11 protein-coding genes and 1 pseudogene are annotated in these 13,131 nt (G+C 68.0%); 8 read left to right on the forward strand and 4 right to left on the reverse strand.

Going from position 1 to position 13,131, the window contains the following annotated elements; all coding sequences use genetic code 11:
* Positions 1–16: 16 nt before the first annotated feature.
* The 6 genes from ACK4S9_RS09180 (at position 17) to ACK4S9_RS09205 (ending at position 6,321) form a co-directional block, all read left to right on the forward strand.
* A complete protein-coding gene (locus tag ACK4S9_RS09180; RefSeq protein WP_409724508.1) occupies positions 17–1,072 on the forward strand; it encodes a sugar phosphate isomerase/epimerase family protein in 1,056 nt (351 codons plus the stop codon).
* Positions 1,069–2,268, forward strand: a complete 1,200-nt coding sequence (locus tag ACK4S9_RS09185) for a Gfo/Idh/MocA family protein (protein ID WP_409724511.1) — start codon at positions 1,069–1,071, stop codon at positions 2,266–2,268. The genes ACK4S9_RS09180 and ACK4S9_RS09185 overlap by 4 nt, the downstream gene beginning before the upstream one ends.
* Before the next feature lie 84 nt (positions 2,269–2,352).
* On the forward strand, positions 2,353–2,838 hold the full coding sequence (locus ACK4S9_RS09190; RefSeq protein ID WP_409724514.1) for a VOC family protein: 486 nt from the start codon (positions 2,353–2,355) through the stop codon (positions 2,836–2,838).
* A 95-nt stretch (positions 2,839–2,933) separates the two neighbouring features.
* Complete coding sequence (locus ACK4S9_RS09195; RefSeq protein ID WP_409724517.1) at positions 2,934–3,395, forward strand: RidA family protein; 462 nt, start codon at positions 2,934–2,936, stop codon at positions 3,393–3,395.
* A gap of 180 nt (positions 3,396–3,575) precedes the next feature.
* A complete protein-coding gene (locus ACK4S9_RS09200) occupies positions 3,576–4,769 on the forward strand; it encodes a PLP-dependent aminotransferase family protein (RefSeq protein ID WP_409724520.1) in 1,194 nt (397 codons plus the stop codon).
* Positions 4,770–4,956: 187 nt separating this feature from the next.
* Positions 4,957–6,321, forward strand: a complete 1,365-nt coding sequence (locus tag ACK4S9_RS09205) for a diguanylate cyclase (protein WP_409724523.1) — start codon at positions 4,957–4,959, stop codon at positions 6,319–6,321.
* Positions 6,322–6,328: 7 nt separating this feature from the next.
* On the opposite strand, the gene ACK4S9_RS09210 is transcribed toward ACK4S9_RS09205, so the two are convergent.
* The 4 genes and pseudogenes from ACK4S9_RS09210 to ACK4S9_RS09225 form a co-directional block, all read right to left on the reverse strand.
* Complete coding sequence (locus tag ACK4S9_RS09210; protein ID WP_409724653.1) at positions 6,329–6,589, reverse strand: SUMF1/EgtB/PvdO family nonheme iron enzyme; 261 nt, start codon at positions 6,587–6,589, stop codon at positions 6,329–6,331.
* 64 nt (positions 6,590–6,653) lie between these two features.
* Positions 6,654–7,253: pseudogene (locus tag ACK4S9_RS09215) on the reverse strand (ergothioneine biosynthesis protein EgtB); the annotation flags it as partial.
* Between the two features lie 24 nt (positions 7,254–7,277).
* Positions 7,278–9,128, reverse strand: a complete 1,851-nt coding sequence (locus ACK4S9_RS09220) for an ABC transporter ATP-binding protein/permease (RefSeq protein WP_409724526.1) — start codon at positions 9,126–9,128, stop codon at positions 7,278–7,280.
* Between the two features lie 92 nt (positions 9,129–9,220).
* Entirely contained in the window at positions 9,221–10,894 is a 1,674-nt protein-coding gene (locus ACK4S9_RS09225) for a mechanosensitive ion channel family protein (RefSeq protein ID WP_409724529.1), read from the reverse strand.
* Positions 10,895–11,047: 153 nt separating this feature from the next.
* Here ACK4S9_RS09225 and dapC point away from each other — a divergent pair, with 153 nt between their 5' ends.
* Together dapC and dapD are read left to right on the forward strand one after the other, a co-directional pair.
* Complete coding sequence (gene dapC, locus ACK4S9_RS09230) at positions 11,048–12,256, forward strand: succinyldiaminopimelate transaminase (RefSeq protein WP_409724532.1); 1,209 nt, start codon at positions 11,048–11,050, stop codon at positions 12,254–12,256.
* Between the two features lie 37 nt (positions 12,257–12,293).
* Positions 12,294–13,121, forward strand: a complete 828-nt coding sequence (gene dapD, locus ACK4S9_RS09235) for a 2,3,4,5-tetrahydropyridine-2,6-dicarboxylate N-succinyltransferase (RefSeq protein WP_409724535.1) — start codon at positions 12,294–12,296, stop codon at positions 13,119–13,121.
* The last annotated feature ends 10 nt before the right edge of the window (positions 13,122–13,131 follow it).

Here is a 13,131-nt window from a genome sequence, read left to right on the forward strand (position 1 = left end):
ACGACAGGCCACCAGCATGAAAACCATCAAGGGACCGGCGATCTTCCTCGCCCAATTCATGGGCGACCAGGCGCCCTTCGACACCCTGGCCAACCTGGCCGCCTGGGCCAGCGGCCTGGGTTACGAAGGCATCCAGCTGCCGACCGACAAGCGCCTGTTCGACCTCGACATCGCCGCCGAGAGCCAGGACTACTGCGACGAGATCCAGGGCGTGCTCAGCGCGCACGGCCTGGCGATCACCGAGCTGTCGACCCACCTGCAGGGCCAACTGGTGGCCGTGCACCCGGCCTACGACGCCCTGTTCGACGGCTTCGCCGCGCCGCAGGTGCGCGGCAACCCGCGGGCGCGCCAGGAATGGGCGGTCGGCCAGATGAAGAACGCGGCGCGCGCCTCGCGCCGCCTCGGCTTGAACACGCACGCGAGCTTCTCGGGCGCGCTTGCCTGGCCCTACCTGTATCCGTGGCCGCAGCGGCCCGCCGGCCTGGTCGAGGAAGCCTTCGGCGAACTGGCGCGGCGCTGGCTGCCGATCCTGGACGCGTTTGAAGACGCCGGCGTGGACGTGTGCTACGAGCTGCACCCCGGCGAGGACCTGCACGACGGCGTGACGTTCGAGCGCTTCCTGGACGGAGTGAAAGGCCACCGCCGCGCCAACATCCTGTACGACCCGAGCCACTTCGTGCTGCAGCAGCTCGATTACCTGTCCTTCATCGACATCTACCACGAGCGCATCAAGGCCTTCCACGTCAAGGACGCCGAATTCCGCCCGAACGGCCGCCAGGGCGTCTACGGCGGCTACAGCTCTTGGGCCGAGCGCGCCGGGCGTTTCCGCTCGCTGGGCGACGGCCAGATCGACTTTTCCGCCATCTTCTCGAAGCTGGCGCAGTACGACTACGCCGGCTGGGCGGTGCTCGAATGGGAGTGCTGTCTCAAGCATCCGGAAGACGGCGCGCGCGAAGGCGCCGATTTCATCCGCCGCCACATCATCCGGGTGGCCGAGCGCGCCTTCGACGATTTCGCCGGCGGCGGCGCGGACCGGGCCGCCCTACGCCAACTGATGGGGATCGAAGCATGAGTGCGATCGGACGCAACGAATCGGACAAGCAGGACGGCCTGCCCCCGCGCCGGCTGCGCCTGGGCATGGTGGGCGGCGGCGACGGCGCCTTCATCGGCGCCGTGCACCGCATCGCGGCGCGCCTGGACGACTGCTACGAGATCGTGGCCGGCGCCCTGTCGAGCGACGCCGAGCGGGCAGTGCGAAGCGGCGCGGCGATCCGGCTCGACCCGGCGCGCAGCTACAGCGACTACCGCGAGATGGCGTGCCAGGAAGCCGCACGCCCGGACGGCATCGACGTGGTGGCGATCGTCACGCCCAACCACCTGCACGCCCCGGTGGCAAGGAGCTTCCTGGAAGCGGGCATCCACGTCATCTGCGACAAGCCGCTCGGCATTTCCCTGGACGAAGGAGAAGAACTTGCCGCGCTGGCGCGCGCCAAAGGCCGCGTGTTCGCCCTCACCCACACCTATAGCGGCTATCCGATGGTGCGCCACGCGCGCGAACTGGTGGCCTCGGGCGCGATCGGCGACGTGCGCCTGGTGCACGTCGAATACGCCCAGGACTGGATGGCCGAAGCCGCCAACCAGTCTCCCGAATTCCAGGCCACCAATTGGCACAACGATCCGCGCCGCGCCGGCCCCACCGGCTGCACCGGCGACATCGGCACCCATGCCTTCCACCTCGCCGCTTTCGTTACCGGCATCCAGCCGAGCGAGCTGCTGGCCGAGCTGCATTCGTTCACGCCGGAGCGCATCCTGGACGACCACGTGCAGGTGATGCTGCGCTACCCGAACGGCGCGCGCGGCATGCTGTGGTCGAGCCAGATGGCGACCGGCTGCGAGAATGCACTCAAGCTGCGCGTGTTCGGCAGCAAGGCCAGCCTCGCTTTCGACCAGGAGAGCCCGAACGAACTTGTTCTCACGCCGCAGGGCGGCTGTGCGCAGCGGCTCACGCGCGGCCGCGTGGGCGGCCTGGCTGCCGGGCACGCCACCCGCGTTCCCTGCGGCCACCCGGAAGGCTACCTGGAAGCGTTCGCGCAGCTGTACCGGGACGCGGCGGCGCAGATCCATGCGCTCGAGGCCGGCCAGCCCTTGCCGGCGGCGAGCGCCAGCCTGCCCACGGTCGAGGATGGCGTGGACGGCCTGCGCTTCATCGAGGCCGTGCTGGCCAGCCATGATGCGGGCTCGCGCTGGGTGCAATTGGGAAAGATGTAATGTATTGGGCGTGCGTGTCGATTCCCGGCCTTCCCGTTCGTCGTCGTGGCAGCAACACCCCACAACCAGTACAGGAGGTCCATCATGCATCAGGCAGCACGTCCCATTCCCGAAGGTTTTCATAGCCTCACCCCGCACCTGGTCTGCAAGGGCGCGATCGACGCGATCGCGTTCTACCGGCAAGCCTTCGGCGCGGTCGAACTCGACCGCATGCCTGGCCCGGGCGGCAGGCTGCTGCACGCCAGCGTCCGGATCGGCGATTCGATCCTCATGCTGTGCGACGAATTTCCCGAGTTTTGCACGGCCGGGCAGATGCCCGCGCCGGGTTCGGCGGTCTCCATCCACTTGTACGTGCCGGATGCCGACGCCGTCTGGGAACGGGCGCTGGCCGCCGGCGCCAAGCCCATCATGCCGCTGGGCGATGCGTTCTGGGGCGACCGCTACGGCCAACTGGTCGATCCCTTCGGCCACCGCTGGGCCATCGCCACCCACCTGCGCGACATGACGCCGCAGGAAATCGAGGCCGAGATGGCCAGGCAGATCCCGGCCGCGAGCGCGAGCGCCGGATGACGCCAGGCCAGCAGTGAATCGCGCAGCAAGAATGCTGCCGTGAGGCCGGTTGGACGTACAATACCGGCTTCTTTCACTGCAACGTCACAAAAACCATGTCCGTCTACGATAAACTCAAAGAACTGAACATCACCCTGGCCGCGCCGGCCACCCCGGCCGCCGCCTATGTCATGTACGTGCAGACCGGCAACCTCGTGTTCATCTCGGGCCACATCGCCAAGAACGCCGACGGCTCGCCGAACGCGGGCATCCTCGGCCGCGACAAGACCACTGCGGACGGCCAGGCCGCCGCGCGCTCGGTCGCCATCGACCTGATCGGCACCCTGCAGGAAGCCGTCGGCGGCGACCTGAACCGCGTCAAGCGCATCGTCAAGGTGATGAGCCTGGTTGCCTCGACCCCGGAATACAATGAGCAGCACCTGGTCACCAACGGCTGTTCGGAACTGATCGGCGAGATCTTCGGCGAAGCCGGCAAGCACGCCCGTTCGGCCTTCGGCGTCGCCTCGCTGCCGCGCGGCACCTGCGTCGAGATCGAGATGATCGCCGAAGTTGCATAATCCGGTTGCCTAAACCTTGCCGCTTAAACATTTGTTTAAGCGATATTGCATTTGTTTAAAAGTACCGATCGCGGGCTGGGCCTACCCGGCCCGGTCCATCCCGAGGCCGCCTATCCGCGTGCCTTATAATGGTCCGGCACTACCCGTGCGGTCCCTTCCTGAGAGTCCTGTGAGAACAGCATGAAAATCGAGAATCCAAACCCCATCCAGTGGCAGTTTTCGGAACGCGCGCAGCAGCTGCAAAGCTCGTTCATCCGCGAAATCCTGAAGATCACCCAGCGTCCGGAGATCATCTCCTTCGCCGGTGGCCTGCCGTCGCCAGCCACCTTCCCGGTCGAGCGCATGAAAGAAGCGTACGACAAGGTCCTGCTTGACGCCGGCAAGGTCGCGCTGCAGTACGGTCCGACCGATGGCTATGGCCCGCTGCGGGAATGGATCGCCAATTCGCTCTCCACGGAAGGCAGCCGCATCCTGCCTGAACAGATCCTGATGACCTCGGGCTCGCAGCAGGCGCTCGACCTGCTGGGCAAGGTCCTGATCGACGAAGGCAGCCGCGTGCTGGTAGAGACCCCGAGCTACCTGGGCGCCCTGCAGGCCTTCTCGGTCTACCGTCCCGAATTCAAATCCGTCGAGACCGACGAACACGGCCTGGTGCCCTCGTCGATCGACGCGATCGCGCAAGGCGCGCGCCTGCTGTACGCCCTGCCGAACTTCCAGAACCCGACCGGTCGCAGTCTGTCGGTCGAACGCCGCCAGGAGCTGGTGGAAACCTGCGCCCGCCTCGGCCTGCCGCTGATCGAGGACGACCCGTACGGCACCCTTTCCTACCGCGGCGAGCCGTCGCCGAAGATGGTCGCGATGAACCCGGACGGCGTCATCTACATGGGTTCCTTCTCGAAGGTGCTGACCCCGGGCATCCGCCTGGGCTACGTGTGCGCCCCGCTGCCGCTGGTGCGCCGCCTCGAGCTGGCCAAGCAGGCCGCCGACCTGCACACCGCCCAGCTGACCCAGATGGTGGTGCACGAAGTGGTCAAGGACGGCTTCCTGGACCAGCACATCCCGACCATCCGCAAGCTGTACGGCGACCAGTGCCAGGTGATGCTGGACGCGATGGCCGAGCACTTCCCGGCAAGCGTGACCTGGACCAAGCCCGAGGGCGGCATGTTCATCTGGGTGACCCTGCCGCAGAGCATCGACGCGATGAAACTGCTCGACCAGTCGCTGGCCGCCCGCGTGGCCTTCGTGCCGGGCGCGCCGTTCTACGCCAATGAACCGGCCACCAACACCCTGCGCCTGTCGTTCGTAACCGTGCCGCCGGAACGCATCCGCGAAGGCATCGCCATCCTTGGCAAGCTGATCAAGGACATGCTGTAAACACCATCAGGTATGCGTCAAGCGCAACCGCCAGTATGACTTGGCGGTTGCACAACTGGTCGTAGCGGTACAACACCGGGACAAATTCCCGCAGCGTTTGTGTTTTTATGGCAACGAATGTTGCCGCAAGCGATGGCAATCGGGGTATGATTTCTGCGGACACTATTCCGCATCACCCGGTAACCGTATGAACCAAGCTGCTTTCGAGCCTGCAGTGCCCGCGCGCCAGGCCGCGATCCTGATCGTCGACGACGCGCCCGCCAGCCTGAGCCTGCTGCAGGACATGCTGCGTAGCCAGGGTTACCGCACCTTCGTCGCCATTTCCGGCGAGCGTGCGCTCGATCTCGCCCAGCGAGTCCAGCCCGACCTGATCCTGCTCGACGTCATGCTGCCAGGCCTGGATGGCCTGGAAACCTGCCGCCGCCTGAAGGCCAACCCGGCCACCTGCGACATCCCCGTGATTTTCGTGAGCGCCTGCTCGAACACCGAGGACATCGTGGCCGGTTTCGACCAGGGCGCCGCCGACTACATCGCCAAGCCGCTGCGCCTGCCGGAAGTCGTCGCGCGCGTGCGCGCCCAACTCAACGCCCGTTCCGCCAGCCAGTCCAGCACCCGGCAGGCCAGGCGCCTGCGCCTGATCGTCGAGGGCATGGACGAAGGCCTGATGCTGCTCGGCCAGGACGGCCGCATCCAGTACGCCAATCCGGCCAGCGAGCGCTGCCTGGGCTACAGCGAGACCGAACTGGCCGGCCGCCCGCTGGCTGCGCTGCTGGCCGAACCGGCGGCGAACGACTACGCGGCCTATTTCGCGCGCCGCGAGCGCGATGACGCGGGCATCCTCGCGCGCTGCCGCGGCACCCGCGAAGTGCTGCTGCAGCAGCCCGACGGCAGCCTGCGCGCGATGGACCTGAGCCTGTCGCCGATGGCATCCGGCGAGCAGCTCTACATCGCCCTGCTGCACGACATCACCCACCACAAGCAGTCCGCAACGGCGCTGCAGCGCGCCGCCATGGCCGACCCGCTCACCGGCATCGCCAACCGGCGCCAGTTCGACGCCTGCCTCGAGCGCGAATGGCAGCGCGCCATCCGCGCTGCCCGCCCGCTGTCGCTGCTGGTGCTCGACGTCGACCATTTCAAGCTCTACAACGACCTGCTCGGCCACGCCGCCGGCGACCAGTGCCTGCAGGCGGTGGCCAGCACCGTGCAGGCCCATGCGCTGCGCGCCACCGACCTGGCGGCGCGCTACGGCGGCGAGGAATTCGTGCTGCTGCTGCCCGACACGCCCCACGGCGGCGCGGCCAGGCTGGCCGAATCGATCCGCGCCGACGTCGAGCGCCTGCGCGTGCCCAACCCGCGCTCCGGCACCGCCGACTTCGTCACCGTCAGCGTCGGCGCCGCCACCTTCGTGCCGACCAAGTTCGACGACATGCGCGCGCTGTTCCTGGCCGCCGACCGCGCCATGTACGACGCCAAGGCGGGCGGACGCAACCGGGTGGTCGCGGTCGATGGCGGCTATGCCTGGGAAGCCATGCAGAAGGCGCTGGCGCGCTGAACCGGCTTCAAGCCGCGCAGGTACGGAAGCCGGCGAAGATGTCGTCGCGTTCCGGCTGGTAGAAATTGCGGAAATGCGGGGAGCGCAGGCGTGGCGGCGTCGCGAACGATGCGCCGCGCAAGACCTGGCGGCTGCCGAAATACGGCGCCGAATACTCCCGGTAGCGATCCGCGCCGAAGCCGGGATACGGCAGGAAGGGCGAGGCCGTCCACTCCCACAAGCACCCCAGTCGAAGGCCGGGTGGCGTGACGCCGCCGCGAACTCCCATTCCTGCTCCAGCGGCAATAGGCCTCGGCTTCGTGCAGGCTCACATGGCGCCGCTGCGCGGCCAGCCAGTCCCATCCGGCCTGGCTCCAGCAGGCGGCGCGCCGGTAGCCGCCATCGCACACGAACGCGAGATAGTCCGCGTTCGACACCAGGCCGGCGTCGATCTCGAACGGCGCGACCGGGCACGGAAAGGCCTGCTTTTCGTTGTCGAACACGAAGCCGCGCGACTGCGGCCCGCCCAGCAGCAACTCGCCGCCGGCGAAGGCGATCTCGCCGGGCGCGCATGCCGGCCCGGACTCCATGGCCAGGCAATAATGCTCGAGCCGGGCCGGGGCCGGCAGGTCGAGCGGCCAGCGCGCCGCGTGCAGCATGGTGTTCGAATCGAGCCAGGCATCGGCGCGCGCCAGCAGCGATTCGCCCTGGGCCTCGCCGGGCCGGCTGCCGCACGCCTGGCGCAGCACGAACCATTCGGCGAACCAGGCAAGGTGGCCCAGCTCCCACAGCGGGGGATTGACGATGGCAAGGCGCGGCACCCGCGCGCTGTCGTCATGGCCGGCGCCGGCCAGCGCGTCGAACAGGGCAAGCGTGCGTTGGCGCGCATCCTGCCAGGCGCCGTCCAGGCTGCACGGCCCCATGGTGCGAAACAGTGCATGCGGTTCCGTCATGCCGGCATTCCACGGCGTTTGCACCTACCCGGCGCCGGCCAGCTGCGGCGCCGGCTCGGCGCGCGCAGCGCCGCCTTGCGACTGGCCTTGCCCGTCGAGCCGGTAGCCCGCGGCCTGCTGCAGTTCCCACGCGCCTTCTCCTTTCAGGCACAGCACATGGGTGTGGTGACGCAGCACCGCGGCGCGGTGGGCGATGCTGATCAGGGTCGCGCCGCTGCTGCGCAGGCGCGCGTACAGGACAGCTTCGTTGCCGGCGTCGAGGGCGCTGGTGGCCTCGTCAAGGATGACGATCTGCGGCCGGTGCACCAGCACCCGGGCAAAGGCCAGGCGCTGCTGCTCGCCCACCGACAGCAGCTTTTCCCAGTCCTGCGCCGCGTCCAGGCCGCCCACCCGTTCGGCCAGGCGCGGCAGCTGGACCTCGCGCAGGACGTCGAGCAGCTGCGCGTCGCTCAGTTCGGTGTGCGAGCTCGGGTAGATCAACTGGCTGCGCAGGCTGCCCGCCTGCAGGTAGGGCTGCTGCGGCAGGAAGAAGAACTGGTCCAGGGCCGGGCGCCGGATCACGCCGCAGCCCTCGTGCCACAGGCCCGCGATGGCGCGCAGCAGGGAACTCTTGCCGCAGCCGCTCTCGCCGGTGATGAGCAGGGCGTCGCCGGGCGCCAGGGCCAGCGACAATTCCTTGATGAGCACCCGCTCCGAGCGCGGCGGATGCAGTGTCAGCGATTCCAGCACCAGCTGCCGGTCCGGGCGGGTCTGGATGCGCGAACCTTGCCCGGCCACGGGGGCTTGAGCGCGCGCTTCCGGCAGCACCAGGCCGGAGAGCGCCTGCAGGCGGCCGATACCGGCCACGAAGCGGCTCAGGCTCTCGAAGTTGTCGACGATGACGCCGACCGCCGCGAGCACCGCGGTGAAGGCGCCCGCCGCCTGCACCGCCCGCCCCACTTCGAGCTCGCCGGACAACACGCCCTGGGCCAGGATCATGAAGGGCAGCACCAGGGTGAGCTGGCTGAAGGTGCGCTGGAACAGGTTGAGCGAGCACTGCTTGCGGATCAGGCGCGCGAAATTCTCGATCACTCCCTGGAACCTGGCCTCGATGTGGGCCCGCTCCTGGGCTTCGCCGCGGTAGAAGGCGATCGACTCGGCGTTCTCGCGCAGGCGCATCAGGCTGAAGCGGAAATCCGCTTCGCGCCGCAGCTGCCAGAAATTCAGGTGGATCAGCGGAGCCCCGAACACGTACAGGGCGAGCACGGTGCCGGCCAGCGCGTACACGGCCAGCACCACGACCAGCAACTGCGAGATCGACCACAGCACCGTGCTGAAGGCCACCAGCTGCATGATCGAGCCCAGGAAGATGAGCAGGAAATGGATCGACCTGCCCGTGAAGCTGTTGATGTCCTCGCTGATGCGCTGGTCGGGGTTGTCGATCCCGCTGCCGGCATCCAGGCGGTAGTACTTGCGATCCTTCAGGTAGCCGTCGAGGAAGCGCCCGGTGAGCCAGCGCCGCCACTGGTTGGCGAAGCGGTCGCGCATGTAGTAATAGAAGGCATACACCGGCACCGCCACCGCCAGCGTCATCAGGCAGGCCCGCACGGCGGCCCAGAAGCGTGCGCCATCCTTGCCCGCCAGGGCCGAGGTCATCTCGCCTGCCTGCTCGTTGAGCATCACGGCCAGCTTGGTCTCGACCAGCATCAGGAGGACCAGCAGCGACAGCAGGGTCCAGGCCTGCCTGCGCTTCTCGCCCAGCCAGTAGGGCTTGGCCACGCCGACGAATTGCTTCCATGCCGCCAGCGACAGGGGCGCGGCGCGGCGCCCGTCGTCGGCTCCCGCCGGCGCATCCTGCGCTGCGGGAACCCGGGCTGCGGTGGTCGGCGTGTTCATGCTCGGTAGCCTGCGGTTGATGTCCTGGTACCAGCATACTGCCGCCCACAGCCCGGTTCCGTGCGAAAACGGACATAGTCCGTGCCGGGCTGTTACATCTTCGACGAGCCCGGGACAGGGTCAGGACATCGTTCGCCCACGGCGCCGGACTGCATGAGGGCCAGCTGCTCGGGCGCGAACACCACCGTCTGGGCCTGGAAGCCGAGCGCGATCCCGGCCGCCTCGAGCCGCTCGACGATCGCCAGCAGCAGCGCTTCGCGCATGCGCACGCTGGCCTCGAAATCGGGCACCTCCATGTAGGCGAACACTTCGATGTCGAAGGAGCGATCGCCGATCCGGCCCAGGTGCGCGCGCGATCCTTCGCCGACCTGTTCGTGCTCGAGCAGGACCTGGCGGACGATGGCGGCGGCTTCCGCCAGCCTGGCGGCCGGGGTGCGGTAATCGAGCGCGATCACCGGATTGAACAGGAAGCGGTCGCGCGCGGCGTAGTTCTCGATCTGGCGCGCCGAAAAGTCGCCGTTGGGGATGGTCACCAGGGTGCGGTCGAGGGTGCGGATGCGGGTGGAGCGGATCCCGATGTCTTCCACCGTGCCGATCACGTCGCCGACCTTGACGAAGTCGCCCACCTGGGCCGGACGGTCGGCGATCACGGTGACGCTGCCGACCAGGTTTTCCACGGTCTTCTGTGCGCCCAGGGCCAGCGCGATGCCGCCGATGCCGAGCGCCGCGATGCCGGTGGTGACGTCGATGCCGAAGGTGTCGAGCAGGCCGATCGCGAAGAACAGCAGCAGCACGACCTTGGCCGTGCGCCGCGCCAGAACGATGACCGAGACCACCTGGCGCCGTCCGCGCCGCTGCATCCGCGTGATGGCGAGCTGGGCGACGGCGTCGAGCATGCGCAGGCCGAACCAGACGAAGGCGATCAAGAGCAGGATGCCGGTGTAGCGCAGCAGGGTCTGGCGCGCCACGATGGCGACCGGCAGCCGCTCGGCCCACTCGAAGAACACGAACACGGCGATCAAGAGGCTGAGCGGCGGCAGCGCCGCCTCGAAGAAGCGGTAGGCCCCGTTGGCGGCGGGGTCCGCCACCAGGCGGCGCATGATGGCGACCAGGATCGTGGCGACGATCCACAACCCGCCGAAGACCAGCGCGCCCAGGCCCACCAGCATTCCCCAGTCCTCCAGCGGCGCGCCGGCCACGGTGAACTGCGGGCGCTGCGACCCGGAGGCGGCGGGCGATTTCTCGGCCACGGCGGCGATGGCCGTCGCGGTCTCGCGCGAGATGCGCCAGATCTGCAGGCCCTCTTCTTCGCCGCGGCTGAGCAGGACCGGGATGGTCCTGCCCTTGGCCCGGATTTCACCGACGCGCTCCTGGTCCACGGGCAGCTCGTCGCCGATCCTGCCGGGGCCGTCGTTCGACAAGGCCGCATACGGTTGCAGCGAGCCGCCGCTGTCGAGCAAGGCCTGGAATTCGCGCGCCCTGGCGGCGGCCGCCGCGCGCTGCCGGCTGGTATTCGCGGGCAGGTCGAAATACTGGGCGGCGCGGTCATGGTCCTGCTCGGCCAGGGCACGGATCAGCCCGGAGACCGCCGAGCGCGGCGTTTCGCGGCCGAGCAGGTCGGCCTGGGTGGGCGCGGCCGCGGACTCGGGCTCGGAGGCGAACAAGGGACCGGCCGCCGTGGCCGGCTGTATGGACGCGAGCAAGAACCAGCCGAAGGCCAGGGGAAGCAAAAATTTCAGGATAGAAATCAGGACGGAAAGATGCATTCTCAAAAACAACTCCTTCGCTCAAGGGCAAGGCGCAGTCTAGCATCCGTCCCGCCCGGCACGAACTGCCGTCCTCGCCATCGCATCCTCGGGCAAGGGCTATAATTGTCCGAATAGCCAACGTACCCAGACCGCGCATTGACGGTAACCGACGTGAATCCACATCTCGACCAGCTCCATCCCTACCCCTTCGAACAGCTGCGCCAGCTCTTCGCCGGCGTGACCCCGAACCCCGCTCACAGCCCGATCAGCCTCGGCATCGGCGAGCCGAAACACCCGACGCCGGCCTTCATCGAGAAGGCCTTGACGCATGCCATGGCCGGCCTGGCCGTCTACCCCTCGACCCACGGCACCGAGCCGCTGCGCGCGGCGATCGCGTTCTGGCTGGAGCGCCGCTACGGCATCCCGGCGGTCGACCCGGCCACGATGGTGCTGCCGGTGAACGGTTCGCGCGAGGCGCTGTTCGCCTTTGCCCAGGCCGTCGTGGACGGCGCCCCGGGCGCGCTGGTGATGAGCCCGAACCCCTTCTACCAGATCTACGAAGGCGCGGCCTACCTGAGCGGCGCCACGCCCTACTATGTCAACTCGGAACCCGGCCGCAACTTCGCGCCCGACTACGCCAGCGTGCCGATCGACGTCTGGGCGCGCGTGCAGCTGCTCTACGTCTGCTCGCCGGGCAACCCGACCGGCGCCGTGCTCACCCTCGAGGACTGGCGCCAGCTGTTCGAACTGTCCGAGCGCCATGGTTTCGTGATCGCGGCGGACGAATGCTATTCCGAGATCTACTTCGGCGCGACGCCGCCGCTGGGCGCCCTCGAAGCGGCCCACCAGCTGGGCCGCAGCGGCGGCGCGCGTCCCTACGCCAACCTGGTCGTGTTCTCCAGCCTGTCGAAGCGCTCGAACGTGCCGGGCATGCGCTCGGGATTCGTCGCCGGCGACCCGCAGCTCCTGAAGAAATTCCTGCTCTATCGCACCTACAGCGGCGGCGCCATGTCGCCGCCGATCCAGGCGGCCTCGATCGCCGCCTGGAACGACGAGCACCACGTGCAGGAAAACCGCGCGCTGTACCGCGAGAAGTTCAGGCTGATCACCCCGCTCCTGCGGGAGGTGATGGACGTCGAACTGCCCGACGCCGGTTTCTACCTGTGGGCCGACGTGCGCCGCACCGGGCTTTCGGACACCGACTTCGCACGCCGCCTGTACGCCGAATATAATGTGACGGTTTTGCCAGGCAGTTATCTTGCACGCGAAGCGCACGGCCTCAACCCGGGCCGCAACCGCATCCGCATGGCGCTGGTAGCCAGCGTCGACGAAGGACTCGAAGCCGCCAACCGCATCAACGAGTTCTGCAAGGGCCTGTGAGCGCCGGCACCAACCCATACCTTAAAAGAGAATCACCATGACCCAACAACTCCAGAACATCATCGACACCGCGTGGGAACAGCGCGCGGAGATCAGCCCCTCGAGCGCCAGCGCGGAAGTACGCGACGCGGTCGCCCACGTGCTCGCCGGCCTCGACAACGGCAGCCTGCGCGTGGCGGAGAAAAGCAGCGGCGACTGGGTCGTGAACCAGTGGATCAAGAAGGCCGTCCTGCTGTCCTTCCGCCTCGAGAACAACGTTCCGGTGGCCGGTGGCGGCGGCATGCAGTTCTACGACAAGGTGCCGACCAAGTTCGCCGACTACACCCTTGACGATTTCGCCAAGGGCGGCTTCCGCGTGGTGCCGCCGGCGGTCGCCCGCCGCGGCAGCTTCATCGGCAAGAACGTGGTCTTGATGCCGTCCTACGTCAACATCGGCGCCTACGTCGACGAAGGCGCGATGGTCGACACCTGGGCCACCGTCGGCTCCTGCGCCCAGATCGGCAAGAACGTGCACCTGTCGGGCGGCGTCGGCATCGGCGGCGTGCTCGAACCGATGCAGGCCAACCCGACCATCATCGAAGACAACTGCTTCATCGGCGCCCGCTCGGAGATCGTCGAAGGCGTGATCGTCGAAGAGAACTCGGTGATCTCGATGGGCGTGTACATCGGCCAGTCGACCAAGATCTACAACCGCGAGACCGGCGAAGTCACTTACGGCCGCGTACCTAGCGGCTCGGTGGTGGTGTCTGGCAGCCTGCCCTCGAGCGACGGCAAGTACAGCCTGTACTGCGCCGTGATCGTCAAGCGCGTGGACGCCAAGACCCGCGCCAAGACCGGCATCAACGAGCTGCTGCGCGGCGACTGATGCGCTTGAT

The organism is Massilia sp. (genome assembly GCF_046293535.1).
Taxonomy (GTDB): domain Bacteria; phylum Pseudomonadota; class Gammaproteobacteria; order Burkholderiales; family Burkholderiaceae_D; genus Telluria.

Excerpts from the sequence above, each read along its gene's own strand:
- ACK4S9_RS09180 (WP_409724508.1), top strand. The coding sequence starts at position 17 with ATGAAAACCATCAAGGGACCGGCGATCTTCCTCGCCCAATTCATGGGC.
- ACK4S9_RS09185 (WP_409724511.1), top strand. The coding sequence starts at position 1,069 with ATGAGTGCGATCGGACGCAACGAATCGGACAAGCAGGACGGCCTGCCC.
- ACK4S9_RS09190 (WP_409724514.1), top strand. The coding sequence starts at position 2,353 with ATGCATCAGGCAGCACGTCCCATTCCCGAAGGTTTTCATAGCCTCACC.
- ACK4S9_RS09195 (WP_409724517.1), top strand. The coding sequence starts at position 2,934 with ATGTCCGTCTACGATAAACTCAAAGAACTGAACATCACCCTGGCCGCG.
- ACK4S9_RS09200 (WP_409724520.1), top strand. The coding sequence starts at position 3,576 with ATGAAAATCGAGAATCCAAACCCCATCCAGTGGCAGTTTTCGGAACGC.
- ACK4S9_RS09205 (WP_409724523.1), top strand. The coding sequence starts at position 4,957 with ATGAACCAAGCTGCTTTCGAGCCTGCAGTGCCCGCGCGCCAGGCCGCG.
- ACK4S9_RS09210 (WP_409724653.1), bottom strand. The coding sequence starts at position 6,589 with ATGGGAGTTCGCGGCGGCGTCACGCCACCCGGCCTTCGACTGGGGTGC.
- ACK4S9_RS09220 (WP_409724526.1), bottom strand. The coding sequence starts at position 9,128 with ATGAACACGCCGACCACCGCAGCCCGGGTTCCCGCAGCGCAGGATGCG.
- ACK4S9_RS09225 (WP_409724529.1), bottom strand. The coding sequence starts at position 10,894 with ATGCATCTTTCCGTCCTGATTTCTATCCTGAAATTTTTGCTTCCCCTG.
- dapD (WP_409724535.1), top strand. The coding sequence starts at position 12,294 with ATGACCCAACAACTCCAGAACATCATCGACACCGCGTGGGAACAGCGC.